Source organism: Jiangella rhizosphaerae, from assembly GCF_003579925.1.
GTDB lineage: Bacteria > Actinomycetota > Actinomycetes > Jiangellales > Jiangellaceae > Jiangella > Jiangella rhizosphaerae.
Genome location: NZ_QUAL01000092.1, coordinates 28,595 through 55,281 on the forward strand (window position 1 = coordinate 28,595; position 26,687 = coordinate 55,281).

The 26,687-nt window shown below is 72.7% G+C and carries 26 protein-coding genes and 2 pseudogenes; 8 read left to right on the forward strand and 20 right to left on the reverse strand.

Going from position 1 to position 26,687, the window contains the following annotated elements:
• The first annotated feature begins 369 nt into the window (after positions 1-369).
• Positions 370-993: a M23 family metallopeptidase gene (locus DY240_RS10070; protein WP_199701219.1), complete on the forward strand. Its 624-nt coding sequence runs from the start codon at positions 370-372 to the stop codon at positions 991-993.
• A 276-nt stretch (positions 994-1,269) separates the two neighbouring features.
• Here DY240_RS10070 and DY240_RS10075 read toward each other — a convergent pair whose 3' ends face one another.
• Positions 1,270-3,027 (reverse strand): ABC-F family ATP-binding cassette domain-containing protein, encoded by a 1,758-nt coding sequence (locus DY240_RS10075; RefSeq protein WP_119659790.1) that lies wholly within the window; start codon positions 3,025-3,027, stop codon positions 1,270-1,272.
• Between the two features lie 73 nt (positions 3,028-3,100).
• Positions 3,101-3,301, reverse strand: a complete 201-nt coding sequence (locus DY240_RS10080; protein WP_119659791.1) for a hypothetical protein — start codon at positions 3,299-3,301, stop codon at positions 3,101-3,103.
• 48 nt (positions 3,302-3,349) lie between these two features.
• Here DY240_RS10080 and DY240_RS10085 point away from each other — a divergent pair, with 48 nt between their 5' ends.
• Entirely contained in the window at positions 3,350-3,799 is a 450-nt protein-coding gene (locus DY240_RS10085) for a MarR family winged helix-turn-helix transcriptional regulator (RefSeq protein WP_119659810.1), read from the forward strand.
• Here DY240_RS10085 and DY240_RS10090 read toward each other — a convergent pair.
• Positions 3,774-4,370, reverse strand: a complete 597-nt coding sequence (locus DY240_RS10090; RefSeq protein ID WP_119659792.1) for a helix-turn-helix domain-containing protein — start codon at positions 4,368-4,370, stop codon at positions 3,774-3,776. The genes DY240_RS10085 and DY240_RS10090 overlap by 26 nt on opposite strands.
• Before the next feature lie 48 nt (positions 4,371-4,418).
• Between DY240_RS10090 and DY240_RS10095 the strand changes: the two genes are divergently transcribed.
• Entirely contained in the window at positions 4,419-5,252 is an 834-nt protein-coding gene (locus tag DY240_RS10095; RefSeq protein WP_158602805.1) for a class I SAM-dependent methyltransferase, read from the forward strand.
• Between the two features lie 91 nt (positions 5,253-5,343).
• Here DY240_RS10095 and DY240_RS10100 read toward each other — a convergent pair whose 3' ends face one another.
• The 10 genes and pseudogenes from DY240_RS10100 to uvrA form a co-directional block, all read right to left on the reverse strand.
• Complete coding sequence (locus DY240_RS10100) at positions 5,344-5,976, reverse strand: nucleotidyltransferase domain-containing protein (RefSeq protein ID WP_199701221.1); 633 nt, start codon at positions 5,974-5,976, stop codon at positions 5,344-5,346.
• Positions 5,973-6,860 carry a 4-(cytidine 5'-diphospho)-2-C-methyl-D-erythritol kinase gene (locus tag DY240_RS10105; protein WP_119659812.1) on the reverse strand — a complete coding sequence of 296 codons (888 nt, stop codon included), beginning with the start codon at positions 6,858-6,860 and terminating at the stop codon, positions 5,973-5,975. Before DY240_RS10105 ends, DY240_RS10100 begins: the two co-directional genes overlap by 4 nt.
• 30 nt (positions 6,861-6,890) lie before the next feature.
• Positions 6,891-7,790 (reverse strand): 16S rRNA (adenine(1518)-N(6)/adenine(1519)-N(6))-dimethyltransferase RsmA, encoded by a 900-nt coding sequence (gene rsmA, locus DY240_RS10110; protein WP_119659794.1) that lies wholly within the window; start codon positions 7,788-7,790, stop codon positions 6,891-6,893.
• A 45-nt stretch (positions 7,791-7,835) separates the two neighbouring features.
• Positions 7,836-8,072, reverse strand: a pseudogene (locus DY240_RS34040) (transglycosylase family protein); the annotation flags it as partial.
• Positions 8,073-8,156: 84 nt separating this feature from the next.
• A pseudogene (locus DY240_RS10115) lies at positions 8,157-9,026 on the reverse strand (ubiquitin-like domain-containing protein); the annotation flags it as partial.
• Positions 9,027-9,306: 280 nt separating this feature from the next.
• On the reverse strand, positions 9,307-10,200 hold the full coding sequence (locus DY240_RS10120) for a TatD family hydrolase (protein ID WP_119659796.1): 894 nt from the start codon (positions 10,198-10,200) through the stop codon (positions 9,307-9,309).
• A complete protein-coding gene (gene metG, locus DY240_RS10125; protein WP_119659797.1) occupies positions 10,197-11,780 on the reverse strand; it encodes a methionine--tRNA ligase in 1,584 nt (527 codons plus the stop codon). Before metG ends, DY240_RS10120 begins: the two co-directional genes overlap by 4 nt.
• Before the next feature lie 75 nt (positions 11,781-11,855).
• On the reverse strand, positions 11,856-12,803 hold the full coding sequence (locus DY240_RS31835; protein ID WP_158602807.1) for a hypothetical protein: 948 nt from the start codon (positions 12,801-12,803) through the stop codon (positions 11,856-11,858).
• A 135-nt stretch (positions 12,804-12,938) separates the two neighbouring features.
• Positions 12,939-13,805, reverse strand: coding sequence for an LLM class flavin-dependent oxidoreductase (locus DY240_RS10135; protein ID WP_119659798.1), 867 nt, complete (start codon positions 13,803-13,805; stop codon positions 12,939-12,941).
• 70 nt (positions 13,806-13,875) lie between these two features.
• Positions 13,876-16,428: an excinuclease ABC subunit UvrA gene (gene uvrA / locus DY240_RS10140; RefSeq protein ID WP_119659799.1), complete on the reverse strand. Its 2,553-nt coding sequence runs from the start codon at positions 16,426-16,428 to the stop codon at positions 13,876-13,878.
• A 107-nt stretch (positions 16,429-16,535) separates the two neighbouring features.
• On the opposite strand from uvrA, the gene DY240_RS10145 reads away from it, so the two are divergent.
• Positions 16,536-17,240 carry a MerR family transcriptional regulator gene (locus DY240_RS10145; RefSeq protein WP_119659813.1) on the forward strand — a complete coding sequence of 235 codons (705 nt, stop codon included), beginning with the start codon at positions 16,536-16,538 and terminating at the stop codon, positions 17,238-17,240.
• 36 nt (positions 17,241-17,276) lie between these two features.
• Here the strand turns inward: DY240_RS10145 and ligD are convergent, their stop codons facing one another.
• The gene (ligD, locus tag DY240_RS10150; RefSeq protein WP_119659800.1) at positions 17,277-18,548 is read right to left on the reverse strand and encodes a non-homologous end-joining DNA ligase; all 1,272 of its coding nucleotides are present in this window, start codon (positions 18,546-18,548) and stop codon (positions 17,277-17,279) included.
• Between the two features lie 36 nt (positions 18,549-18,584).
• A complete protein-coding gene (locus DY240_RS10155) occupies positions 18,585-18,854 on the reverse strand; it encodes a hypothetical protein (protein ID WP_119659801.1) in 270 nt (89 codons plus the stop codon).
• A gap of 72 nt (positions 18,855-18,926) precedes the next feature.
• On the opposite strand from DY240_RS10155, the gene DY240_RS10160 reads away from it, so the two are divergent.
• Positions 18,927-19,379 carry a glycosyltransferase family 2 protein gene (locus DY240_RS10160; RefSeq protein ID WP_119659802.1) on the forward strand — a complete coding sequence of 151 codons (453 nt, stop codon included), beginning with the start codon at positions 18,927-18,929 and terminating at the stop codon, positions 19,377-19,379.
• 4 nt (positions 19,380-19,383) lie between these two features.
• Here DY240_RS10160 and DY240_RS10165 read toward each other — a convergent pair whose 3' ends face one another.
• Both DY240_RS10165 and DY240_RS10170 read right to left on the reverse strand, forming a co-directional pair.
• Positions 19,384-20,337 carry a sigma-70 family RNA polymerase sigma factor gene (locus DY240_RS10165; protein ID WP_119659803.1) on the reverse strand — a complete coding sequence of 318 codons (954 nt, stop codon included), beginning with the start codon at positions 20,335-20,337 and terminating at the stop codon, positions 19,384-19,386.
• Between the two features lie 2 nt (positions 20,338-20,339).
• Positions 20,340-20,681, reverse strand: coding sequence for a DUF3140 domain-containing protein (locus tag DY240_RS10170; protein ID WP_199701225.1), 342 nt, complete (start codon positions 20,679-20,681; stop codon positions 20,340-20,342).
• Between the two features lie 125 nt (positions 20,682-20,806).
• On the opposite strand from DY240_RS10170, the gene DY240_RS10175 reads away from it, so the two are divergent.
• Positions 20,807-21,220, forward strand: a complete 414-nt coding sequence (locus DY240_RS10175; protein ID WP_119659804.1) for a PRC-barrel domain-containing protein — start codon at positions 20,807-20,809, stop codon at positions 21,218-21,220.
• Positions 21,221-21,236: 16 nt separating this feature from the next.
• On the opposite strand, the gene DY240_RS10180 is transcribed toward DY240_RS10175, so the two are convergent.
• The 3 genes from DY240_RS10180 to DY240_RS10190 form a co-directional block, all read right to left on the reverse strand.
• Positions 21,237-22,874: a Na+/H+ antiporter gene (locus tag DY240_RS10180; RefSeq protein WP_119659805.1), complete on the reverse strand. Its 1,638-nt coding sequence runs from the start codon at positions 22,872-22,874 to the stop codon at positions 21,237-21,239.
• 150 nt (positions 22,875-23,024) lie between these two features.
• Entirely contained in the window at positions 23,025-24,023 is a 999-nt protein-coding gene (gene cydB, locus DY240_RS10185) for a cytochrome d ubiquinol oxidase subunit II (protein WP_119659806.1), read from the reverse strand.
• A gap of 12 nt (positions 24,024-24,035) precedes the next feature.
• Positions 24,036-25,487, reverse strand: a complete 1,452-nt coding sequence (locus DY240_RS10190; protein ID WP_119659807.1) for a cytochrome ubiquinol oxidase subunit I — start codon at positions 25,485-25,487, stop codon at positions 24,036-24,038.
• A gap of 87 nt (positions 25,488-25,574) precedes the next feature.
• Here DY240_RS10190 and DY240_RS10195 point away from each other — a divergent pair, with 87 nt between their 5' ends.
• Both DY240_RS10195 and DY240_RS10200 read left to right on the forward strand, forming a co-directional pair.
• Positions 25,575-25,964 (forward strand): BlaI/MecI/CopY family transcriptional regulator, encoded by a 390-nt coding sequence (locus DY240_RS10195; protein WP_119659808.1) that lies wholly within the window; start codon positions 25,575-25,577, stop codon positions 25,962-25,964.
• A partial coding sequence (locus DY240_RS10200; protein WP_147375269.1) for a M56 family metallopeptidase occupies positions 25,961-26,687 on the forward strand: 727 nt, incomplete at its 3' end. The genes DY240_RS10195 and DY240_RS10200, both read left to right, overlap by 4 nt.

Consider the following 26,687-nt stretch of genomic DNA (forward strand, 5'->3'; position numbering starts at 1 on the left):
GGACTCCGTAGAGTGACTGAGGGCTGCTCAGTGTGACGCAGATCACATGTCACAGAGCGTCACGAACGTTGCGCACGCAAGGTTGATCAAGGTTTCACCGTCGATCGAGGTCACGACCCGATTACGGGCTACCCAGCGTTGCTTCCGGTGTCACAGTCCGTGACCACGTGGCGAAACGCTGGGGAGGAGGGGTTTGGCAGGACCCCTAGGGGGCGGTTAATGTCCTCCGAGTCCTTGTCCCCGGCGAAAGGTTCTGGCGTGTCGCAACGCTCCGGCAGCGGGCGTCACCGTAGCCGCCGCAGACACGTCAGTGTCCCGTCGGTGGTCGGCTCCGTAGCGGTAGCAGCAGCGGCCTCCGGGGCTCTGGCCATGCCACATGCGGTCGGCTCGACCGACTCGGACGGACTCAACGCCATCGCGCAGCGCCCCCAGCAGTCGGGGCAGCCCACCGAGGCCGGCGCACTCGACACCCTGGTCGCCGCGGAGCAGTCGCTCGCGGCCGAGACCGGCGAGGTCGCCCAGGAGGCGCACACCCGCATCGTCGAGCAGCAGCGCATCGAGGCCGCCGAGGCGGCCGCCCGCGCCGAGCGCGAGGCCAAGCGCTGGCTCCTGCCGGTCGACAACTACCGCATCACCGCCGGCTTCGGCGCCGGCGGCTCCATGTGGTCCAACCGCCACACCGGCCTCGACTTCGCCGCCCCCACCGGCACCGAAGTACGGTCACTCTCGTCCGGCGAGATCATCTTCGCCGGTTACGACGGTCCCTACGGCAACAAGATCGTCATCCGCCACTGGGACGGCACCGAAACCTGGTATTGCCACCTCTCTCGCTTCGTCCTCCGTTCCGGCGAGGTCGCGCCCGGCGAGGTCATCGGCCGGGTGGGTTCCACCGGCAACTCCACCGGCCCGCACCTCCATCTCGAGGTCCACCCCGACGGCGGCGACCCGGTCAACCCGCGCTCCTGGCTCGAGGACCACGGCGTCGACGTCTGACGCTCTCTCTACTACCCGGCCCGCGCGGCAGTATGCGCGTTCCGCCGGAATCGGGCCGATGCCCGACGCGGTCGGCGCGCACACACCAGAGCAAGGGCTGGCCGGTACGTCCCGGGCGTGTTGACACCCACGTCAACAGTCGGCGCTCATGTCACCCCCTGCGATCATGACCGGCCCCGGCGCAGCGCTGGTGCGCGAGCCCGCGAGCCGGGCGGGGCGGTACGGCGCGAAGAGCCCGACGACCGGCATCGCCGCTCGACATGATCGCGGGCGACCTCAGCCGAGTTCGTCGGCCAGCTCCAGCCAGCGCTCCTCCAGCGCCTCGCGCTCCCCGTGCACCGACCGCAGCTCGGTGTCGAGGGTCAGCACCTTCTCGTGGTCGGTGGCGTTGTCGGCGATCTGCTCGTGCAGCGTCTTCTCGCGCCGCTCCAGCTTCTCCAGCTCTCGCTCGATGCGGGCGATCTCCTTGCGCGCCGCCCGCGTGTCGCCTGTCCGCGTACGAGCCGCAGCGGGCGCGGCCTCCGCGGCCGCGGCCGTCGCCTCGCGCCGCAGCTCCAGGTACTGGTCGACCCCGCGCGGCAGTTGCACGATCCGCCCGTCGCCCATGAGCGCCCAGACGGCGTCGGTGACGCGCTCGAGGAACCAGCGGTCGTGGCTGACGACGACCAGCGACCCCGGCCAGCCGTCCAGGACGTCCTCCAGGACGTTCAGCGTCTCGACGTCGAGATCGTTGGTCGGCTCGTCGAGCAGCAGCACGTTGGGCTCGCCCATCAGCAGCCGCAGCAACTGCAGCCGGCGCCGCTCGCCACCGGACAGGTCGCCGACGAGCGTCCACTGGCGCTGCCCGGCGAAGCCGAACCGCTCCAGCAGCTGCCCGGCCGTGACGGTGTCGCCGCCGCCCAGCTGGATGTCGCGGCGCACCTCTTCGACGGTCGGCAGAACCCGCTTTCCCGGATCGAGGCCGGCGACCTCTTGGTGGAGGTGCGCGACGGCGACCGTGCGGCCGATCTTCACCAGGCCGGCGTCGGGCGCGAGCGAGCCGTCGAGCAGCCGCAGCAGCGTCGTCTTGCCGGCGCCGTTGACGCCGACGATGCCGGCGCGGTCGCCGGGCCCGAGCCGCCACGTGACGTGGTCGAGCAGCGTCCGGCCGCCGAGCGTGACGGTGACGTCCTCGGCGTCGAACACGCTCTTGCCCAGCCGCGTCGTCGCCATCTTCGCCAGCTCGTACCGGTCGCGAGCTGGGGGTTCGTTCTCGATCAGGGCGTTGGCGGCGGCGATGCGGAAGCGCGGCTTGGACGTCCGCGCGGGCGGCCCGCGGCGCAGCCAGGCCAGCTCTTTGCGCAGCAGGTTCTGCCGGCGCGCTTCGTCGGCGGCGGCCAAACGGACCCGCTCGGCGCGGGCCAGGACGTACTCGGCGTAGCCGCCCTCGTAGGAGTGGACGGCGCCGTCGACGACCTCCCACGTGGTGGTCGCGACGGTGTCGAGCAGCCACCGGTCGTGCGTCACCATGACGAGAGACCGGTTTCCCGCGGCGAGGTGTGTCGACAGCCAGTCGATCGCCTCGACGTCCAGATGGTTGGTCGGCTCGTCGAGCAGGACGAGGTCGTCGTCGCCGATCAGCAGGCGCGCCAGCGCGACCCGGCGGCGCTCGCCACCGGACAGCGGGCCGATCGGGGCCTCCATCGACAACCCCGGCAGCAGGTGCGCCAGCACGTCGCGGATGCGCGCGTCGCCGGCCCACTCGTGCGTCGCGCGGTCGCCGATGACCGCCTCGCCGACCGTCTGGCCGGGATCGAGCTCGTCGCCCTGGCCGAGCCGCCCGACGCGCAGCCCGCCGGTGCGGCTGACCCGCCCGGAGTCGACCTGCTCGAGCCCGGCGAGCACGCGCAGCAGCGTCGACTTGCCGCTGCCGTTGCGCCCCACGATGCCGACGCGGTCACCGTCGGCGACACCGAGCGAGACGCCGTCGAGGATGAACCGGGTGCCGTAGGCCAGCGAGGCCGACTCGAGGTTGATGAGGTTGCGGGGCGCCATTGGGACCGAGCTTACTTTCCCTCGTGGGACTCACCGCAGCCTGGGACCTCGCCGGTCGGCATCGGCCGAGTCCTCACACCGGGCAGTAGTGCCGGTTCTTGCCGCCCACCTGCTCGAGCCGGTGCTCGGACATCGGGTGATGGCACAGCGGGCACTCGACCACCCGGGCCGGCCGCGGCGGCGGCGCGTCGTCCTGACGGCCCAGGTCGGCCGGGCCGAGCAACGGCATCAGCACCTCGGTGAGCCGGCCGTACCACGGCAGCTTCCTCTTCATGCCTTAATAGTTAGCACACTAATCAATAGTGTGCGATAGAGTGTGACCATGACGACAGACCTCGGCGACGACCCGCTGGCCCTCGACCGGCAGGTCTGTTTCGCGCTGGCCGTCGCCGCCCGCAGCGTCATCGGCCTGTACCGGCCGCTGCTCGAGCCGATGGGCCTCACGCACCCGCAGTACCTCGTCATGCTCGCGCTGTGGGAGCGCGAGCCGCGCTCGGTCAAGGACCTCAGCACCACGCTGCAGCTGGAGTCGGCGACGCTGTCCCCGCTGCTCAAGCGGCTGGAGGCGGCCCGCTACGTCACGCGGCGGCGCAGCGCCGACGACGAGCGGCTGCTGGTGGTCGAGCTGACCGACGCCGGCCGCGCGCTGCGCGACGAGGCCGAGAAGATCCCCTACGCCATCGTCGAGCGGCTGGCCATGCCGGTCTCCGAGCTCGAGGATCTGCACGCCTCGCTCACCCGGGTCATCACCGCGGCGACGTCTCAGGGGTGAGGTCGACGGCGTCCAGGTGCGCCCGCTGCCCCTCGCGGTCGAGGATGGTGAGGATCTCCGCCGGCCCTTCGTGGGCGACGATGGCGTGCGGCGCCATGGTCGAGAACTGCGCCGCCTGACCGGCCGCGACCAGGATCACCCGCTCACCGAGGTACAGCCGGATCGTCCCGGACAGCACGGTGAACCAGTCGTGGCCCGGGTGTACGCGCAGCCGCGCCGGCCGCGTCAGCCGGGTGATCCGCATCTTGGCGACGGTGAGTCCGTGCGGCCCGTCGTCGCGCGACAGCTGCCAGATCGTCGCGCCGTGGTGGCGGTCGTGCCGCGGCCGGATGACGACGTCGGCGTCCTCGACCGGCTCGACCAGCTGGTCGAGGGTGGTGTCGAGGGCGCGGGCGATGGGCACCAGCTGGTCGATCGAGATGCGCCGCGCGCCGGTCTCGATGCGGCTCAGCGTGGACGGGCTCAGGTGGCAGCGGGCGGCCAGGGCGTCCAGCGACCAGCCCTTGGCCTGCCGAAGTCCGCGGATCCGGGCACGGATCACGGCGTCGACGTCGATCTCGTCTTGCGTCATCGGCAAGACTCTATGCGATCAGCGCACCGGTCGCCTACCGTCGCCGGTATGGGCCATCACGACCACGATCATGACCACCACCACGACGACTCGTCGCTCGCCGACCTGCTCGACCTCGACGCCGTCGTGCTGCACGAGTACTGGACCGGCGCACTGGACTGGGTACGGCGTGCGGCCGGCGGTGACGGGCAGCGCATCGTCGACCTCGGCGCCGGGACCGGCACCGGCACGTTGCTGCTGGCGCACCGGTTCGACCACGCCGAGGTGATCGCCGTCGACGCGTCCGCCGAGATGCTGCACCGCGTCCGCGCGAAGGCCCAGGATCAGGGGCTGGCCGACCGCATCACCACGGTCCACGCCGACCTCGACGAACGCTGGCCGGTCCCCGGCCCGGTGGACCTCACCTGGGCGTCGCTGTCGCTGCATCACCTGGCCGACCCCGACCGCGTGCTGCGCGACGTCCACGCCGCCACCCGCCCGGGCGGGCTGATCGCCGTCGCGGAGTTCCCCGTCCAGCTGCGCTTCCTGCCCGACGGCGCCGGCGCCGCGCTGGAGTCGCGGCTGCTGGAGCGGATCGGCCGCTATCAGGCCGAGCGGCTGCCGGAGCTCGGATCGGACTGGGCGGCCCGGCTCACGGCGGCCGGCTTCGCGCTGCTCGACGAGCGGACGTTCGACATCGACCTCGCTCCCGCACCGTCGGAGGCCGCCGACTACGCCGCGCTCTGGTTCGGCCGCATGCGCGACCGGCTGGACGATCTGGACCCCGCGGACGCCGCGGCCCTGGCCGGCCTGCTGGACGGCGACGGCCCCGGCACCCTCCACCGCCGCGACGACTTTCGGGTGCGCGGCACCCGCACGGTCACCCTCGCCCGCCGCCCCTGAGCACCGATCGCCGCCCCCACCGTTGTTGATCGTGGAGTAGTTCGGGTATTCATCGGACATTTCGGGCCGTGATTGCCGAACAACTCCACGATCAACCGGCGGGGGTGTGCGGTTCGCCGCCGGTGAGCGACGCCCGCCACGGGTGGTCGGGGATCGTCAACGCGAGCGCGTGGTCCAGCCAGGCCAGCGCCGCCGCGTCCAGCATCGGGCGCACGGCGGCGAAGTCGGCCTCGTCCTTCGGTCGCGTGCTCTTGGCCTTGTAGAAGAGCTGGATCTCCGGCCGCAGGTACGGCAGCCCGTCCGCCGACCGCCCGCCGATCGACGCGGCCGGGGCCCGGATCCGCCCGTCGCGCCGCGACCGCCACTGCGCACCGTCCGCCTCGTCGACCATGAGCTGCAGCTCCCACGCCGCCGACGACGGGCGGCGGCACCACACGTCGTGCACGTGGTCCGGCAGCGGCTCGTCCGACGGCCAGCGCCGCAGCGTCCCGGGCGGATCGGCCGCCCACAGCTCCCAGCCGGTCAGGACGGCGTGCAGCTCGCCCGCGGCCGGCCGCAGCACCAGCACGTCGATGTCGCCGTGCGCCCGCCACGAGCGGCCCACGGCCAGCTCGAACGCGTACCCGCCGGCGATCCACCACGGCCGCGGCCATCCCGCGAACAGCGACCCCACGGCGGACGGGGCCAGCGGCGCCCAGCGGCCCAGCGGCGGGTGGGCGCTCACGTCCCGATGGTCGCCGGGCCGGTGACCGCGACGGCACTGGCACAGGTGCCCGACGAGGCGAGGCCGACGGCCAGCGCGCCCGCGGACACACCGTCGCGGGCCAGGAAGACGCACGTCGGCCCGGAGCCGGACACGATGCCGGCCAGCGCGCCGAGCTCGCGCCCGGCCCGCAGGGTGTCGCCCAGCGCCGGCCGGAGCGCCAGCGCCGCCTCCTGCAGGTCGTTGTGCAGCAGCCCGGCCAGGGCGTCCACATCGGCCGACGACAGGGCCGCCAGCAGCTCGCCGGGCACCGCGGGCGCCGGCACCTTGCGGTCGGAACGGAGATCGTCGAGCCGGCGGTAGACCTCGGGCGTCGAGAGGCCGCCGTCGGCGAAGGCCAGGACCCAGTGCAGCGACCCGCCGACCGGCACCGGGCGCAGCCGCTCGCCGCGTCCCGTCCCGACGGCCGTCCCGCCACTGAGCGCGAACGGCACGTCGCTGCCGAGCCCGGCGGCGAGGGCGCTGAGCCGCGACTCCGGCATCCGCAGCCCCCAGAGGCGGTCGCAGGCCAGCAGGGCGCCCGCGGCATCGGCGCTGCCGCCGGCCAGACCGGCGGCGACCGGGATCGCCTTGTGCACGCGCAGGAGCGCACCGCTGCGCAGCCGGGCGCGGCGGGCCAGCGCCCGGGCGGCGCGGACGGCGAGGTTGGACTCGTCCGCGGGCGTGTGCTCCGCGTACGGCCCGCTCACGCTGACGCTGACGGCGTCGGCGTGGACGGCCGAGACCTCGTCGTAGAGCGAGACGGCGTGGAAGACGGTGGCGAGCTCGTGGAAACCGTCGGAGCGGACGGGGCCGACGGACAGCATCAGATTGATCTTCGCCGGGACGCGGGCGATCACCTTCAGCACCAGCGTGACCTTACCGGATATACCTGCTCAAGAGTGGCCGGAGGCGTTCATTGCGGGACGCGCCGCCGCGATTCGGGTGAAGTCGTCGACGGTGAGCTGTTCCCCGCGCGCCCGGGGATCGACGCCGGCCGCGGTGAGCACCGCCTCCGCGGCCGCGGGTGACCCGGCCCAGCCGCTCAGCGCCGCCCGCAGCGTCTTGCGCCGCTGGGCGAACGCGGCGTCGACGACGGCGAAGACGGCGGCCCGCTCGGCCGGCTCTCGGCCGGCCTCGACGTCGGCACGACGCTCCAGCAGCACCAGCCCGGAGTCGACGTTGGGCACCGGCCAGAACACGCTGCGACCCACGGACCCGGCCGGCGACACCGTCGCGTACCAGGCCGCCTTCACCGAGGGGACGCCGTACGTGCGCGAGCCGGGCGGCGCGGCCAGCCGGTCGGCGACCTCCTTCTGCACCATCACCAGGGCTCGCGACAGGCTCGGGAACGTCTCGAGCAGGTGCAGCAGCACCGGCACGGACACGTTGTAGGGCAGGTTGGCGACCAGCGCCGTCGGCGCCGGCCCCGGCAGCCCGGACACGCGCAGCGCGTCGGCCGGCACCACCTCGAGGCGGTCCGCCAGGCCCGGCGCGTACTCGCCCACCGTCGACGGCAGCCGCGCCGCCAGCACGGGGTCGACCTCGACGGCCACCACCCGGGAGACGACGGGCAGCAGCGCCAGCGTCAGCGAGCCCAGCCCGGGTCCGACCTCGACGACGACGTCGCCGGCGCCGACACCGGACACCCGGACGATCCGGCGCACGGTGTTGGGGTCGATGACGAAGTTCTGGCCCAGCGTCTTGGTCGGCCGCAGGTCCAGCTCGGCCGCCAGACGGCGAACGTCCGCCGGCCCCAGGAGTCTGGGACCGGCGGACGTCTCGTCGTTCTGCACTGCCCGAGCCTATCGGCCCGGGCGGGGCCGAGGGCCGAACCGGCGTCAGCCGAGCGGCAGGCCGAGCGACCGGGCGCAGGCCGGCCAGTCGCCGTACCCGCCGCGGTTGTCGCGGACCTTCTCGGCGATGCGGATCTGCTCGGCCTTGCTGTTCTCGTGCGGGTAGCCGGAGCCGCCGAACGCGCGCCAGGTGCTCAGCGAGAACTGCAGGCCGCCGTAGTAGCCGTTGCCGGTGTTGATGGACCAGTTGCCACCGGACTCGCACTGCGCCAGGCGGTCCCACACGCCGCCGTCGACGTCGTCGCCGCTGTCGCCGCCGCTGGACTCGTCCTCCGCCGGTGGGGGCGGGGGCTCCTTCGTGCCGATGAGCACGACCTGGTCGACCGGGGCCGCGACGATGGTCTCCGACAGGACCTCCTGCGAGGACAGCTCGCCGTCGATGTAGGTGTTCTGCACCACCCGCTCGACCGTGCCCTCCTTGCCCTCGGTCTCGACCGACTCGGTGCCCTTCTCGAGGGAGTCGTCCTCCTGCTCGGTCACCTCGAACGGCACCGCCTCGGTGACGGTCGCGGTCTCGACGGTGACCCGCCGGACGGTGACGGCGAGGGAGTCGGCCAGCGCGGTGTCGAGCGCGGGTTCGACGAGGTCGAGGTCGCCGACCGTGATGCCGGCGTCGGTGAGCGCCTCGCTGACGGTCAGGGCGGTCGTCGTGACCGGGTTGGTCGCGCCGTCGGCGGTGACGGTGATCTCCTTCGGGGTGCGGACCTCGAAGTCGATGCCGCCGCGGCCGATGGCCTGCGAGCGGTCGACGGAGAGGTCGGCGCCCTCGGCGCGGATGTTGAGGTCGCCGAGCGCCTCGTCGACCGACAGCGCGGTGGTCCAGATCTCCCGTTCCTCGCCGTCGACGGTGACGGTGACCTGCCGCGCGTAGCGGACGGTGATCTCGGTGCCGTCCTCGATCTCGCTGTCCAGCGAGGGGATGACCTCGTCCCGGGCGCCCACTTCGATGTTCCGCTCGTCGAGGACGTCCTCGACACTGCCGCCGAAGGTGTGCACGGTCTCGGTCTTGCCGTCGACGGTGAGGGCGACGGCGTTGTCGAGCGTGATGTAGGCGACACCGCCGCCTACCAGAGCAGTGACGACGGTGGCATTGATCGCCAACGTCTTCGCGGACAGGCGCACTGTGCTCCTTGGTCGTACCCTCCGGGCACGGGACCGGGCGGCTGGGCCGGTCATCCGATCCGCCGAGCGTCCGTGCACGTGACGCGCGCACCGCTCGCCGGCCGGTGTGACTGGCCGTTCGTGTGCCACCCGAAGCTTCCCCGACCCCGGCTAACAATCTCGGGACGGTAACGCATGGCGGGCGGCCGGACAACTGTGGCGAACCCTCGAACCGGACATTTCGCCGCCCGGGGCGCAGTTGTGACACTGTGACGCTCCCACGCGGGACGCACCCGCGCGCCCGCGCGCGACGCCCTGCGTCCGCACCCATGTGACCAGCGGAAATGACGTCCTGTCACCATGACCCGAAAGCGCGGTCGGTGTTCGCCTGGAGCGTGTGACACACGGTCTCGAGGTCCTGCCCGAGCGTCTCGGCGATCAACCGGACGGTCACCGGGACCAGGTACGACGCGTTCGGGCGGCCGCGATACGGGTGCGGCGTGAGGAACGGCGCGTCGGTCTCGACGAGCAGGTTCTCAGGCGGCGTGACGGAGAGAGCGGCCCGCAGGCCGGCCGCGTTCTTGAACGTGACCGGACCGGCGAAGGACAGGAACCAGCCTCGCTCTGCGACGTGGCGGGCGAAGGTCTCGTTCCCCGAGAAACAGTGAAATACGACACAATCGGGCGTCTCGGCGTCGTCGAGGACCCGCAGGACGTCGTCGTGGGCGTCCCGGTCATGGATGGTCAGGACCAGTCCGCGCCGCCGGGCGATCTCGATGTGCGCCCGCAGCGAGTACTCCTGGGCGGCCCGTCCCTCGGGGCCGGTGCGGAAGTGGTCCAGACCGGTCTCGCCGATGCCGCGCACCCGCGGGCTCGAGCCGGCCAGCCGGTCGATCTCGGCCAGCGCGTCGTCGAGCTCGCCGGACGCGGCCAGCTTCGGCGCCTCGTTCGGGTGCAGCGCGACCGTCGCGACGACCGACGGGTACCGCTCGGCGACCTCGACGGCCCAGGCCGCGCCGGGCAGGTCGCAGCCGACCTGCACGACGCGGGTCACGTTCACCTTCGCCGCGGCGTCCAGCGCCTCCGTGACGCCGAACGCGTCGCCGTCCTCGCCGTCGGCGATGTCCATGTGGCAGTGCGTGTCGGTGACCGGCAGCGGGAGCGGCTCGGGCAGCGGGGGCCGGGACCGGTCGCGCTTGCGGCCGGACTCGTCGGTGGCCGACCGCCGTTCGCGGGGCGCGTCCGTCACTGGTCGTCGGTGGCGAGGTCCAGCCGCGGGAACAGCGCGTCGCCCTTGGTCACCTCGGCGCCGGCGACCAGCTGGCCCCAGCGGCCGGCGTCGGCGATCGGCTGAGCCGGCAGCGCGCCGAGTGCCTTCTCGGCGCCCAGCGACTCCCACAGCTTCGCCGACGCCTTCGGCATGACCGGGTTCAGTAGCACGGCCAGCGCCCGCAGCGCCTCGGCGGAGGAGTACAGGATGGTGGCCAGCCGCTCGCGCTGCGCCTCGTCCTTGGCGACCGCCCACGGCTGCTGCTCGGTGATGTAGCCGTTGGCGGCGTCGACCAGCGTCCAGACGGCGGCCAGCGCCTCGTGCGGCGCGACGCGGTCGACGGCGGCGTCGGCGTCGGCGGCCGCCTTGGCGGCGACGGCGGCCAGCGCGGTCTCGGCGTCGGTCTGCGGTCCGGGGGCCGGCAGCGCGCCGTCGAAGTAGCGGCCGATCATCGCCGCCACCCGCGAGGCCAGGTTGCCCAGCCCGTTGGCCAGCTCGGCCTGGTAGCGCGCCGCGATGTCCTCCCACGAGAACGAGCCGTCGTTGCCGAAGGCGATGGCGCGCAGGAAGTAGTAGCGGAACGCGTCGGAGCCGAACGTGTCGGTGATCTGCGCCGGCGCGATGCCGGTGAGCTTGGACTTGCTCATCTTCTCGCCGCCGACCAGCAGCCAGCCGTGCGCGAACACCTTCTTCGGCAGCGGCACCTCGGCGGCCATGAGCATGGCCGGCCAGATGACCGCGTGGAAGCGCAGGATGTCCTTGCCGACGAAGTGGATGTCGGCCGGCCAGGTGCGGGCGAACTTCTCGTCGTCGGCGCCGTAGCCGGCCGCCGTCGCGTAGTTGAGCAGCGCGTCGACCCACACGTAGATGACGTGCGACTCGTCCCACGGCACCGTGATGCCCCAGTCGAACGTCGACCGGGAGATCGAGAGGTCCTGCAGGCCCTGCTTGACGAACGCCAGCACCTCGTTGCGGGCGCTCTCGGGCTGCACGAAGTCGGGGTTCTGCTCGTAGAACTCCAGCAGCCGCTCGGTGTAGGCGGACATGCGGAAGAAGTAGTTCGTCTCCGACAGCTTCTCGACCGGCCGGCCGTGGATCGAGCAGACCAGCTGCCCCTCGTACTCGCCGGTGCCCTCGACGAGGTCGCCGGGCTGCTTGTACTCCTCGCAGGCGACGCAGTAGTAGCCCTCGTAGGTGCCCTCGAAGATCTCGCCCTTGTCGTACAGGTGCTGGATGAACTCCTTCACCCGCTCGACGTGGCGGGCCTCGGTGGTGCGGATGAAGTCGTCGTTCGACGCGTCGATGGTCTGCAGCACCGGTTTCCAGGCGCTCTCGACCAGCCGGTCGGCCCACTCCTGCGGAGTGACGCCGTTCGCCTGCGCCGTCCGCAGCACCTTCTCGCCGTGCTCGTCGGTGCCGGTGAGGAACCAGACGTCCTCCTGGCGCTGACGGTGCCAGCGGGCGATGAAGTCGGTGGCGACCGTGGTGTACGCGTGGCCGATGTGCGGTGCGTCGTTGACGTAGTAGATCGGCGTGGTGACGTAGAACGCCTTGGGCATGCGCCCGATGGTAGTCCCCGCGCTCCCATGATCATCAACGGTTGCCGACGTCATGGTGTCGCCAGCGGTCGATGATCATGGGAACGCGGCAGGCGGAACCGCACGGGCGAGGCACTCCGGTCCACCCTCGTCGCTGAGCACGCGGCCTTGCTCGGCCGCGACGCCGCACGGATCGCCGAAGAGGTCGGCGTGCCCATACCGGAGTGTGGCGTAGCCGTGGGCGGTGGCGCGATTGTCGCGACGGCGGTCGCGGAACCGGCCCTCGTCGGCGTGTCCGACCCGCCCGTCGAGCTCGACGCGCAGCGCGTACCGGTCGTAGTCCACGTCCACCCAGATGACCCGGTCGCCGGCGACCCGCCGCTGCCGATGGCCGCGCGGCAGCGCGTGCGCGCGTTCGACGGCGCGGAGGTGTCTCAGTTCCAGCGGCGACTGCGCACCCTCCGACACGTCGCTGAGCATGCTCTCCAGCATCGCCCGCCAGCGGATCTTCTTGCGCAGGCCGAGCGCGTCGGCGAGGCGGTCCGGAGTGGTCAAGCGGCGCTGGCAGGCCGACGTCACCCATGCCTCCACCTCCTGCGGGCGCCGGGTGACGTCGACGAGGTCCAGCACCGTCTCCTCCGTGCGGGTCCGTGGTGGATTGCGCGCCGGGTGACGGGTTCGGTCCAGCCGGTGCGCGTAGTGAACACGGACGCCCGCGATGCGGCTGCGCACGTGCCGGTCGGCCGGCAGGGTCACGTGCACGACGGGCCCGGGATCGTCGCAGAGTCCGTCGAGGTACGCCGCCGTCCGGTGACTGGCCACGGCACCGCGGCCGGCCCGCAGGATCGCCGCCCAGACGACAGCCTCGTACGAGAGCGGGCCGGTGAACGTCGCGTACACCCGGGCGTGCACGCGCTGCCATCGCCCCGAACGTACGAGCCAGCCGATGCGCCGCTGCGTGAGCCCGCCCGCGACCGCCTGTTCGAGGCCGATCACGCCGTGCTGCGGCGCTGCGGCCACGGCGACGTCGGAAGGCAGGTCCACGCCGCCGAGCCTCGTCGACGGCCGCGCCGGGCACCAGGCCCCGAACGCGATCTGTGGACAACGCTGCTCTTATCCCCGTGATCATCAACCGGTGGCGACATGATGGCGTCGCCATCGGTTGATGATCATGGGACCTCAGAGCTTGGGCACGACGGTCTGGAAGAACAGCTCGACCTGACGCCGGGTGTCGCCGTGCACCGGCCAGAACACGAACGCCTCGAAGCCCAGCCGCTCGCGGTAGTCCGTCAGCGCGTCGGCCCAGTGCCCGGCCGAGCCCACCAGCAGCTGGTCGTTGCGCGGCGGCCGGCCGTCGTCGATGACGCCCATGACGTTGAAGACCCGGCGGACGGCGGACGGCTCGCGCCCGGCGGCGACGGCGGCCTGGTCGATGGCGCGCTGCATCGCCGGGACCTCCTCCAGCGACAGGTACGCGTTGGTCGGCAGCCAGCCGTCGGCGTGCCGGCCGGTCAGCGCGAGCATCCGCGGCTTGAACGCGCCGACCCAGACGGGCGGGACGGGGTCGGGCGGCGCCCCGGCGACGGCGACGGCGTCGCGCAGCCGGTAGAACTCGCCGTCGTGCGTCACCGGCCGGCCGGACCACAGCCGGCGCAGCAGCGGGATCGACTCGTCCAGCGCGCCGATCGCCTGGCCCAGCGTCGGCCACTGCGCACCCCAGCCCGGCAGCCCGTCGTACGGGCCGCCGGCGCCGAGGCCGAGCACGAACCGGCCGCCGCTGGTGTGCTGCAGCGTGGCCGCGCCCTTCGCGATCACCGTCGGCGACCGGAACGGCAGCGCCGTCACGTTCGGCGCGACGCGGACGCGTGAGGTCCGGGCGAGCAGCAGCGGGATCAGCGTCCACGCGTCCTGTTCGGACGGCAGGTACGGATGGTCGGCGACGGTGACGAGGTCGGCGCCGAGCTCCTCGGCGATGGTGGTCGCCTCGAGCAGTTCCGGGAGCCGGTGCGCCGACGCCGGGAGCGCCGCGCCGTACGTGATCGTCATGCCTCCCACCGAACAACCTCAAGCGCGGTTGAGGTCAACCCTTCTCCCAACCCCGCCGCCCGAGTTGGGCTCAGGCGGGGACGAGGCGGGCGCGGAGGAACTCGCCGGTCCGCGACCCGGGCGCCGACGCGATGTCCGACGGCGTGCCGGTGGCGACGACGCGCCCGCCGGCCGCTCCCCCGCCGGGGCCGAGGTCGACCACCCAGTCCGCGGTCCGGATGACGTCGAGGTCGTGCTCGATCGCGATGACGGTGTTCCCGGCGTCGACCAGCCGCCGCAGCACGCCGAGCAGCCGCGCGACGTCGTCGACGTGCAGGCCGGTGGTGGGCTCGTCGAGGAGGTAGAGCGTGCGGCCGGTGGAGCGGCGGGCCAGCTCCTTCGCCAGCTTGATCCGCTGCGCCTCGCCGCCTGACAGGGTCGTCGTCGGTTGCCCCAGCTGCAGGTAGCCGAGGCCGACGTCGTCGAGCAGCCGCAACCGCGCCACCGCCGCGGGCACGTCGGCGAACAGCTCGACCGCCTCGGCGACCGTCAGGTTCAGCGCCTCGGCGATGTCGTGCCCGCGGTACTTCGCTCGCAGGACGTCGCGGGTAAAGCGGCGGCCGTGGCAGACCGGGCAGCGCACCTGGACGTCGGGCAGGAAATGCATCGACACGTTCAGCACGCCGGCGCCGGTGCACCGCTCGCACCGTCCGCCCGGGACGTTGAAGGAGAAGTGCCCGGCGGTGAGGCCCAGTTCACGGGCGCCGTCCGTGGCGGCGAACGCCTCGCGGATCGGGGTGAACGCGTCGGAGTACGTGGCGGCGTTGGACCGCGGCATCCGCCCGGCGGCCTGCTGGTCGATCGTCACGACCTTGTCCAGGTGGGTCCACCCGTCGATGCCGTCGTGGTCGCCGGGCGGGTCGCCGGCGCCGTGGAACCGCTGCCGGCCGGCCTTGTCGACGATGTCGAGCACCAGCGACGACTTCCCCGACCCGGACGGCCCGGTGACGGCGACCAGCCGGCCCAGCGGCAGCGCGACGGTGACGTCCTTCAGGTTGTGCGCGCGGGCGCCGCGAACGACGAGCGCCGGGCCCTCGCCGTCGGCCGCACGTGGCTCCGGACCGGGCACCCGCGACCGGCCCGACAGGTACGCCCCGGTGACCGACCCCTCCGTCGCGGCGACCTCGTCCGGCGTCCCCGCGGCGACCACCCGTCCGCCGTCGCGACCCGCGCCGGGACCGATGTCGATGACGTGGTCGGCGGCCCGGAGCACTTCGAGGTCGTGCTCGATGACCAGGACGGTGTTGCCGAGGTCGCGCAGCCGGCGCAGCACGGCGACCAGCCGGGCGACGTCGGCGGGATGCAGGCCGATGGTCGGCTCGTCCAGCACGTACAGCACGCCGGTGAGCCCCGACCCCAGCAGCGCCGCCAGCCGCAGCCGCTGCGCCTCGCCGGCGGACAGGCTGGGCGTCGACCGCTCGAGCGTCAGGTACTCGACGCCGACGTCGACCAGCCGGCGTACCCGTTCGTGCAGGTCGGCGACGACCGGCTCGGCGAACCGCCACTCGTCGCCGTCGATGCGGCCGTGCAAGGCGTCGATCCAGGCCGCCAGCTCGTCCAGGGGCAGCCGGGCGGCGTCGACCACTGTCAGGCCGGCGACGGTGACCCGCCGGCTCTCCGGCCGCAGCCGGGTGCCGTCGCAGTCGGGGCAGGTCTGCTGGTGCAGCAGGCGCTCGGTCTTCTCGCGGTAGCCGGCGTCCTCGATGCGGTCGGCGTACCGCCGCAGCACGGCGGTCGCGACGCCCTCGAACCGGCCGGCGGTGACGGTGCGCGGCGGCTCGGCCGCCGCGAGGCCGGCGCCGAGGTGACGGCGGAACTCCGGGCTCTCGACGCCGTACAGCAGCAGGTCGCGCTGCATGTCGCCGAGCTCGCGGACCGGCACGTACGCGTCGAACTCGAACCCGTAGTGCCGGCCGGCGGCCTGCAGCACCGAGATGCTGCGGTCGGTCAGCACCGGGTGCCAGCCCAGCACGGCGCCACCGGCGACGCTGAGGCCGTCGTCGATCAGCTTGGACACGTCGGGCCGCAGGACGACGCCGAGGCCGGTGCAGGCGGGGCAGGCGCCGGACGGCTTGTTGAAGGAGAAGTCGCCCATGACGAGGTCGGGGACCTCGGTGCCGCAGTGCGGGCAGCCCACGGTCTCGGCGTCGCGCGGCTCGGCGGGCTCGTCGTCCCACGAGTCGTCGTCGCCGGCGTGGTAGCTGGGCGGCAGCGGGGAACCGCAGGCCGGGCACGGACGGTGGCCGATGCGGGCCCACAGGAGCCGCAGGTAGGTGAACACCTCGGTGGCCGTGCCGACGGTGGACCGGGGGCTGCGGTTGGTCAGGTACTGGTCGATGCTGATGGACGGCGACAGGCCGGTGATGGAGTCGACCGGGGCCTTGCTCACGAAGGCGGTGACCAAGCCCAGCGACTCGAGGTACTGCCGCTGCCCCTCCCGGTGCAGCAGGTCGAAGGCGAGGGTGGACTTGCCGGACCCGGACCGGCCGGTCAGCACGACCAGCCGGTTGCGCGGGATGCCGACGCTGAGGTTCTTCAGGTTGTGCAGCCGGGCGTTCGTCACCCTGATCTCGCCGAAATCCATACCTTCAATTCTCTCATTCAAGCCCGCGTTGAGGGTTGGCCTCGGCTTGGTGCCGATCCGAAAGCGATAAGCTTCAACTCCCGGCGTGAAGGAGGGTGGTGACGGCGATGGCGGCGCTGCGGCCGGTGGATCTCGCGCGAGCGGTCGGCGTCTCGGCGCAGCAGATCCGCAACTACGAGGACGCCGGCGTGCTGCCCCTCGTGCCGCGGTCCGACTCGGGCTACCGGCAGTTCTCCGAGCGGCACCTGCGGGCGCTGCGGACGTTCCGGGCGCTGGTGCCGGGCTACGGTGTCGTGGCAGCGCGCTCGATCATGCGGACGGTGCACGACGGCGACGTCGCCGGGGCGCTCGCGCTGGTCGACGCCGTCCACGCCGAGCTGCACGACCACCGCCGGCAGCTGCACGAGACCGCGGAGGCACTGGAAGCCGTCGCGTCGGGGCCGGCGCCGACGGCGTCGCCGCGGGGGCTGCGGGTCGGCGACGTGGCCCGGCGGCTCGGGGTGCGGCCGTCGGCGCTGCGGACGTGGGAGGCGGCGGGCCTGCTCGCCCCGGCGCGCGAGCCGGGCACGTCCTACCGCACCTACACCGCCGACGACGTCCGCGACGCGCAGCTGGTCAACCTGCTCCGGCAGAGCCGGTACGGGCTGGAGCAGGTCCGCCTGGTGCTCGGCGAGCTGCGCCGCACCGGCAGCACCGAGGCACTGCGCGCCGTCCTCGCCCAGCGGCGCGAGCAGCTGACCGCGCGGACGCTGGCCATGCTCGACGGCGCAGGCCGGCTGCACGCCTACCTGACCACCGAGCCGGCCGGCTGACGCGGCGGCTGTACCGCCCTGTCGTGGCGGCCCGCGTCAGCCGTCGCGGCCGGCTTGGCGGGCCGCCGCCTCGCGGGCCTCGCGGACGGCCGCGCCGGCGTTGGCCCACGGCGTCCCCGCCCAGGGGTCGTAGTCGACCTCGAGCGGCTCCTGCTCGGGCCGGCGGTCCTCGGGCACATGCTGCAGGTTGATGCGGATGCGGTACCAGAGCGAACTGCGCCCGCGCATGCCGTCGACGAGGACGTCGGCCGGCTCCAGGTACGGCACGACGTCGGCGTGCTTGCTCTTCCAGCGCTCGAGCCCGGCCATGGCCTCGTCCTTGGTCTTGGCCCGGGCCACCTCGATGAGCGGCATCGTCTGCGTGCGGCGTCCGGTGCCCTTCGGCGGCTTCTCGGCCGGGCCGAGCCGCTCGGCCAGCTCGAGCAGCGGCTCGAGCGAGCCGGCCGAGGTCTCGATGCCGGCCCACGGGTCGCCGATCTCGGCGAACCGCCGCGGCGCGGTGGCCAGCGTGAAGTCCTCGGGCCGGCAGGTGGGCACCTCGTCCCAGGTCAGCGGCATGGACACCCGGGCGTCGGCCTTGGCGCGGACGGAGTAGGCGGAGGCGACGGTGCGGTCCTTGGCGTTCTGGTTGAAGTCGACGAAGACGCCCTCGCGCTCTTCCTTCCACCATCTGGCGGTCGCGATGCCGGGCGCCCGGTTCTCGACCTCGCGGGCCACGCTCTCGGCGGCCAGGCGCACCTGCCGGTACGACCAGAGCGGGTCGATGCGGGTGTAGATATGGAAGCCGCGCGACCCAGACGTCTTCGGCCACGCGGTGAGCCCGTGATCCTGCAGCACCTCGCGGGCGACCTGCGCGACATCGAGGATCTGCGGCCACTCGATGCCCGGGTTGGGGTCGAGGTCGATGCGCAGCTCGTCGGGACGGTCGAGGTCCTCGGCGCGGACGGGGTGCGGGTTGAGGTCGATGCAGCCGAGGTTGACCACCCAGGCCAGCGCCGCGGCATCGCGCACGACGACCTCGTCGGCGGACGTGCCGGACCGGTAGCGCAGCGTGGCGACCTCGATCCAATCGGGCCGCTTGTCGGGCGCGCGCTTCTGGAAGAACGCCTCCTGGTCGATGCCCTTGACGAACCGCTTGAGGATCATCGGCCGCCCCTCGACGCCGCGCAGGGCGCCCTCGGCCACGGCCAGGTAGTAGGTGACGAGGTCCAGCTTGGTGTGGCCGCCGTCGGGGAAGACCACCTTGTCAGGATGGGTGATCGTCACCTCACGCCCGGCGACCTCGAGCACCAGCTTGGACGTCGACATGAGCCCACCATAGAGCGGCCCGGTGACAACGGCCGGTCACGCCGCGGACGACGGCGCCGGCTGCGGCTGCGCGGCCTCCTGGGCCAGCGCGCCCTCGGCGACCGGGTGCTCCACCAGCGCGAGCACGCGGCTGGACATGAACCGGGCGGTGCGCACCGGTGTCCCCGACCGCGTCACCTCGGCCACCACGACCACGCCGCGGCCGATGGTGACGTCGACCCGGCGGCCGGCCTTCGTGGCCACCACCTCGTAGGTGCGCGTGGTGTCGCCGGCGTCGATGACGATCTCGACCCTGTCACCTCTCACGGTGTCCTCCGTCCCCGTCCAGCCCGGCGGCCGGGCCGCGCGCGCCGCGCCCGTGCGGGTACGGGGGCCGGTATGAGCGCCCCACTGGACGACCTGGTCACCACGGTAGTGATCACGCGCGACGGCGGCGACACACTCGTGCGGACGATGTCGCGGCACCGCGGGCCGGTGATCGTCGTCGACAACGCGTCCAGCGACGGCAGCGTCGGCGCCGCCGTGCGTGGCCGCGACGGCGTCCGGGTGGTCCGGCTGCCCGGGAATCGCGGCGCGACGGCGCGCAACCTCGGCGTCGCGCTGGCCCGCACCCCCTACGTCGCGTTCGCCGACGACGACTCCTGGTGGGCGCCCGGCGCGACGGCCCGGGCGGCGGCGCTGCTCGACGCGTACCCGGAGGTCGCGCTGGTGGCGGCGCGGATCCTGGTCGGCCCGGGTGAGCGGCCGGACCCGCTGTGCGACCGCATGCTCGACTCGCCGCTGCCGCCCGCGGTGGAGCGGACGGTGAGCACCGTCGAACGGTTCGGCTGACGTCTCAGCTGGCCCACTCCAGCAGTGGTTCGCGCCGCTGCGGGTCGCGCAGCTCGGCCAGCGACTGCTTCTCCAGCTGCCGCACCCGCTCCTTCGTCAGGCCGACCCGCTCCGCGACCTCCTGCAACGTGTGCTCACGGCCGTCGTTCAGGCCGTACCGGAGCGTGATGATCAGCGCCTCGCGCGGCGGCAGGGTATCGACCAGCGCCCGGATCTCCTGCGCCAGCGCGTGGTACTCGGCGACGTCGCTGGCCTGCAGGACCTCGGTGTCCTCGATGAGGTCGCCGATGCTCGCGCTGCCCTCGTCGCCGACCGGGGTGTCCAGGCTGACGGTGTCGCGTGAGATGCGGCGCAGCTCGATCACCCGCTCCTCCGTCAGCTCCGACTCGGCCGCCACCTCGGCGGCGGTCGGCGTGCGGCCCAGCGCCACCTGCAGCTTGCGCTCCACCCGGCCCAGCTTGGTGATGCTCTCCAGGACGTGCACCGGCAGCCGGATGGTGCGGGCGCGCTCGGCCTTGCCGCGCTCGATCGCCTGCCGGATCCACCACATCGCGTAGGTCGAGAACTTGAACCCCTTCGCGTAGTCGAACTTGTCGACCGCGCGGATCAGGCCGAGATTGCCCTCCTGAACCACATCGAGGAAGGACAGCCCGGTATTGCGGTAGTACCTCCGCGCCGCCGACACGACCAGCCGCAGGTTGGCCCGGATCATGTGGTCCTTCGCCCGCTGGCCGTCGCGCACCAACGCCTCGAGCTCGGCCCTGGACGCCGCGCCGCCGCCGGACTCCAGCAGCTCCGCCGCGTAGACGCCGGCCTCGATGCGCCGCGCCAGCTCGACCTCCTCGGCCGCCGACAGCAGCGGCGTCGCGCTGATCTGCTTCAGGTACTGGCCGACCAGGTCGTAGTCCTCCTCCGGCTGGCGCGGCTCGCTGCGCATGGCGGTGTCACGGCGGGTCATCGTCAGCCCGTCCGGTAGGGATCATGGCCCACCGTCATCAGGCGGTGCCGGCGCCGCTCGTCGGCGAGGATCTCGGCCTGCGTCAGACCGTCGGTCTCCGTCTCGACCACCTCGATGACCCGCGCCATCGCGCCCAGGTCGTCGTCGGTGAGGTCGACCCGCCGTTTGCCCAGGATCTCGATCACCGCCGTGCCCAGCGGCGCCGCCCGCTCGTCGCCCGGCAGCGGCCCGTCCAGCTCCGGCTGCACGCCCACCCAGTCGGTGAGCTCGCGCGACGTCATGTTCACCACCTGGTGGAAGCGGTCCCAGATCTCCTCGACCTCGACGGGCGTGTAGTTCGTCACGAGAACCTCCAGTCTCTGGTCCCTCTCGTGGCGGCTACCCAGCCGTGGACGCCGTAAACAGCGCGTGCGCCCTGCTCCCGACGGGGTACGGACCAGGTGATCCACGTGATCGAAGGGAGTTCCCGATGACTACCGACACCCCACGTGCGCTGGTCCATATCTCCGACTCCGGCCTGGCCGTGACGGCCGACGACGACGTCCGCGGGCGCGAGGTCGTCGACCGCAACGGCGACGAGGTCGGCACCGTCGACGACCTCGTCATCGACCCGGACGAGAAGAAGGTGCGCTTCCTGCAGGTCGGCTCCGGCGGTTTCCTCGGCCTCGGCGAGAAGAAGCAGCTGATCCCCGTCGACGCCATCGTGCGGATCGACGAGAAGGTGCACATCGCGCAGGAGCGCGGCCACGTGGCCGGCGCGCCCGCCTACGACCCGGATCTCGTGCCGGCCCGTGAGTACTACGAGGAGCTGTACGGCTACTACGGCTACCCGCCGTTCTGGGCGGCCGGCTACGCGTACCCGCCGTACCCGTTCTACCTGTGAGCGGCCGGCGACCCGGTCAGTCCGCCGCGGCCGCGGCCTCCTCGTAGTCCAGCCGTTCCAGCTCGCGCCGCATGACCTCGTCGTCGAGTTCGCCGGCATCGCGGGCCGCGGTCAGCGCGCGGCGCTGGGCGGCGAGCATCTCGCGGCGGACGGTGAGCATGGCCTGACGCACCGCGGGTGAGCGCTCCGCCTCCTCGACCTCGACGTCGCGGTCGTCGGCGGACTGCCGGGCTCGCATCGCGGCCGCCATCCGCTCGCGTATCGCCGTCATCGCCGCGGGGTCGACGCCGGACGGGGGCTCGGCGAGCAGGTCGCGCAGGGCCCGCTCGGCCGCCGCCCGGGCGATGTGGCGGGCCCTGCGGGTGGCCGCCGTCTCCGCGGCCCGCTCGTCGTCGGCGGAGATGCCGAGGCGGCGGACCAGCATGGGCAGCGTCGGCACCTGGATGAGCAGGCTCCCGACGGCGACGACGAACGCCAGCGCCTGGATGATGCTGCGGCCCGGGAACGGCTCGCCCGACGCCGTCATGGCCGGGACGCCGGCGGCCGCGGCCATCGTCACGACGCCGCGCATGCCGGACCACGACACGACCAGCAGCTGCGCCCGTGGCAGCGGCCGGGTCGCGTCGGGACGTCGCGGCCGGCGCGGGAGGAAGGACAGGTAGCGCCGCCGCAGCACCCGCTGACCGTAGGTGAGGAACACCCAGAACGGCCGGATCAGCAGGACGGTGAGCAGCACGACGACGGCGGACAGGACGAACCGGCCCCACTCGTCGCCGTGGATCGGGAGATCGTCGAAGACGAACTTGCACTGCAGGCCCATGTAGGCGAAGACGAACGCCTCGAGCAGGGTGTCGAGGCTGCGCCAGACCTGACGGCCCTGCAGCCGGGTGGCGAAGCCGGCGTCGGCGTCGTGGTGGCCGAGCCAGAACCCGGCGGTGACGACGGCGAGTACGCCCGACCCGTGCAGCTCCTCGGCGAACAGGTACGCGGCGAACGGCACGACCAGCCCGAGGACGGTCTCGAGGCCGCTCTCCCCCAGCCGCTGGCGCGCCCAGTGCACGCCGGCGGCCAGCGCCAGGCCGACCCCGCAGCCCACCACCGTCGCGTACAGGAACAGCAGGATCGCGTTGTCGATGAACGGGTGGCTGCCGGTCGCCGCCGCCACGGCCAGCGTGAAGATGGTCAGCGCGGTGGCGTCGTTGACCAGGCTCTCGCCGGTCAGGATCGTCATCAGCCGCTTCGGCAGCCCCAGCTTCCGCCCGATCGCGACGGCGCTGACGGCGTCGGGCGGCGCCACGACCGCGCCCAGCACCAGCGCCGCCACCACGCCGAGCCCGGGCACCACCCAGTTCGCCACCGCACCCGTGACCAGTGTCGACACGATGACCATGCCGACGCCGAGGGACAGGATCGGGCGCAGGTTGCGGGCCAGGCTGTAGACGGAGAAGTCCAGCGCCGCGGAGTAGAGCAGCGGAGGCAGCACCACGCTGAGGATCAGCTCCGGATCCAACTCGAACCGCGGCAGCCCCGGCACGAACGACACCGCCGAGGCCAGCACCACCACCACGATCGACGGCTGCAGCCCGCGCCGGTTGGCGACCGCGGTCACCGCGATCGCGCCCACCACCACGAGCAGCAGCTGGATCGTCCCCACCCCCGTCCGCACCCTAGCGGGCCGGCATCACGTCACCCCTCACCCCACCGAAGTTGATCTTGGAGTAATGCGCGTATCTATCGGGCATTTCACCCAGCAATAGCCGCCTTGCTCCAAGATCAACTTCGGTGGGGTGGGATCGGGCGCGGCCTACGGGATGTGCTGGACCCCGATGCGCTTGCGGAACATCCAGTAGACCCAGCTCTGATAGGCGAGGACCGCCGGGACGAACGGCACCGCCACCCAGGTCATCACGGTGAGCGTGTAGCCCGACGACGACGCGTTGGCGACGGTGAGGCCGTTCGCGGCGTCGAGCGTCGACGGCAGCACGTCGGGGTAGAGCGCGGCGAACAGCGTCGCGGCGGTGGCGGCCACCGTGGCGAACGTCGCGGCGAACGCCCAGCCCTCGCGGCCGCGCGCGTTCGCCGTCGCACCGGCCGCGATCGCCGCCACCGCGACCAGCGCCGCGGCCGCCGCCAGCCGGGACGGGGTGTCGTCGCGCAGCAGTGTCCACGCCAGGAACGCGGCCAGCACGACGGCGACCGGCGCCGCGAGCCGGCCGGCCAGGCGCCGCGCCCGCTCGCGGATATCGCCGACGGTCTTCAGCGCGACGTAGTGGGCGCCGTGCAGCAACGACAGCAGCAGCGTGACCACGCCGCCCACCAGGGTGTACGGCGTCACGACGTCGCCGAGGGTGCCCACGAAGTCGTGCCCGGCATCCAGCGGCAGGCCCTGCACGAACGCCGCCAGCAGGACACCCCACACGAACGCGGGCACCGCCGAGCCGCCGAAGATCACCAGGTCCCAGCGGCGCCGCCAGGTCTCGGTGTCGCCCTTGGCGCGGTACTCGAAGGCCAGCCCGCGGCCGATCAGCGTCAGCAGGATCAGCACCAGCGGCAGGTAGTACGCCGACCACGCCGTCGCGTACCACTCGGGGAACGCGGCGAACGTCGCACCGACCGCGGTGATGACCCAGACCTCGTTGCCGTCCCAGACCGGGCCGATGGTGTTGATGAGGACGCGGCGCTCGGTGTCGTCGCGGGCGAACCGGCGGGTCAGCATGCCGACGCCGAAGTCGAAGCCCTCGAGCGCGAGGTAACCGGTCCACAGGACCCCGATGAGCAGGAACCAGAGCGTGCTCAGCTCCATGACGACTCTCCCTCAGTACGCGAAGCTCAGCGGCTTGTCGGCGTCGTCGTCCTCGGCCTCGGCGCCGCGGCCGTCGGCGGGCGGCGAGACGTCGGGCAGGCCGGGCCGGGCGTGCTTGAGCAGCAGGTGGACCCAGAGCCAGGTCAGGCCCGCGTAGAGGACGGTGAACGCGGCGAGCGAGACGAACACCGTCGTGGCCGTGGAGCTGGGGCTGATCCCGGACGCCGTCGGCATCAGGCCGAACACCAGCCACGGCTGCCGGCCCATCTCGGTGAAGATCCAGCCGAAGGCGTTGCCGGCCAGCGGCAGTACCGGCAGGACGGCGGCCGCGCGCAGCGCCCAGGGCGACGTCGGGACCCGTCCGCGCCTGGTGGCCCACAGCTGCCACAGCGCGATCAGCCCGGCCAGGCCGCCCATCGTGATCATCATGCGGAACGTCCAGTACGTGACCGGGATGTTCGGGCTGTAGTCGCCGGGGCCGTAGAGCTCCTCGTACTCCTCCTGCAGGTTGTCGATGCCCTGCACCTCGCCGTCGAACGACCCGGTGCCCAGGAACGACAGCAGTTGCGGGATCTCGATCGAGTACAGCGCCTCGCTGCCGTCGAGCGTGCCGACGGTGAACAGCGAGAACGGCGCCGGCTGCTGCGTCTCGTAGAGCGCCTCGGCGGCGGCCATCTTCATGGGCTGCACCTCGGTCATGATCTTGCCCTGGGTGTCGCCGGTGATCGCGACGCCGATGCCGCCGACGAGAACGGTGACGGCGCCGATCCGCAGCGCGGTGCGGAACGCGCCCCGGTCGCTCGGCCCGCCGGGGGCCGCGTCCTCCGGGTTGCGGGCGCCGCGGACCAGGTGCCACATCGCCACCGCCGCGACCACGCCGCCGCCGACCATGAAGGCCGCGAAGATCGTGTGCGGGAACGTGACGAGCAGCACCTTGTTCGTCAGCACCGCCCAGATGTCGGTGAGCTCGGCCCGTCCGGCCTCCTCGTTGATCTCGTAGCCGACGGGGTTCTGCATGAACGAGTTCGCGGCCAGGATGAAGTACGCCGACAGCAGCGTCCCGACGGCGGTGATCCAGATCGTCGCCAGGTGGATCTTCGGCGGGATGCGGCCCCAGCCGAAGATCCAGACGCCGATGAACACCGACTCGAGGTAGAACGCGAGCAGCGCCTCCATGGCCAGCGGCGCGCCGAACACGTCGCCGACGAACCGGCTGAAGTCGCTCCAGTTCATGCCGAACTGGAACTCCTGGACCAGCCCGGTGACGACGCCGACGGCCAGGTTGATCAGCAGCAGCTTGCCGAAGAACTTGGTCAGCCGCAGCCAGCGCTCGCTCTTCGTCCGCATCCAGACGCTCTGCATGATCGCGACGAGGAACGCCATCGAGATGGTGAACGGGACGAAGAAGAAGTGCACCACCGTCGTGATGCCGAACTGCCAGCGCGCGAGGTCCAGCACGTCCATCGTCTCGCATCCTTCGATTAGTACTACGCGTCGTCGTAGATTCTACGACGTTCCGTAGTACTACGTGCGGTCGGTAGACTGTGAGATATGTCGGGACGAGCGAAGCTGGGTGACCTCGAACGCGCTGTCATGGAGCAGCTGTGGGCGTTCGGGTCGCCGGCCACCGTGCGCCAGGTCCACGAGGCGTTGGCCGGCTCGCGCGACATCGCGTACACCACGGTCATGACGGTGCTCGACCGGCTGGCCCGCAAGGGGTCGGCCGAGCAGCTGCGCGACGGCCGCGCCTACCGCTACCGGCCGGCCATGACGCGCGAGGAGCTCACCGCCGAGCTCATGCACGAGGCGCTCGACACCGTGGACGGCTCGGACCGGACGGCGGCGCTGCTGCGGTTCGTCGGGTCGGCATCCGAGGACGACGCACGGGCGCTGCGCGAGGCGCTCGAGGCGGTGGAGCGGTCCGCCGGGAGCGCCTCATGACCGAGACCACCCCTGTCGTCCTGCTGGCGCTCGCGCTGCTGCTGACCGGTCCGGTGCCGGCGCTGCTGGCGCGCGCCTCGTGGCCGGCGCGGACGCCGCGGGCGGCGCTGGTGCTGTGGCAGGCGGTCGCGCTGGCGGCGGTGCTGTCGGCGCTGGGCGCCGGCGCGTCGGCGGGCACGCTGGTCATGACGCACCCGTCGCCGTCGTGGTGGCTGGTGGTCCTGCACGGGGTGTCGCTGGTGCTGACGCTGGTGGTCACGGCGCGGCTGCTGTGGTCGGCGCACACGCTCGGCATGGCACTGCGGGCCCGGCGGCGCCGGCAGCGGCACGTCGTCGACCTCGTGGGACGCTCCGACCGGCGGGCGCCGGGTGCGCTCGTGGTCGACGTCGCGCGGCCGCTGGCCTACTGCATTCCCGGTGTCCGGTCGCGGGTCGTGGTGTCCGCACCGACGCTGGACGAGCTGGGCGCCGACGAGACCGCCGCCGTCCTGGCACACGAGCGGGCGCACGTCCGGGCCCGGCACGACCTCGTACTGGAAGGCTTCGGCGTGCTGCACAGCGCGTTCCCGCGGCTGGTACGCAGCTCGGTGGCGCTCGAGTCGGCCGCCGGCCTGGTCGAGATGCTCGCCGACGACGCCGCCCGCCGGCGCAGCGGCCCGGTGCCGCTGGCCCGGGCGCTGGCCCGCATGGCGCACGCCCCGGTCCCGGCCGGCGCCCTGGGGT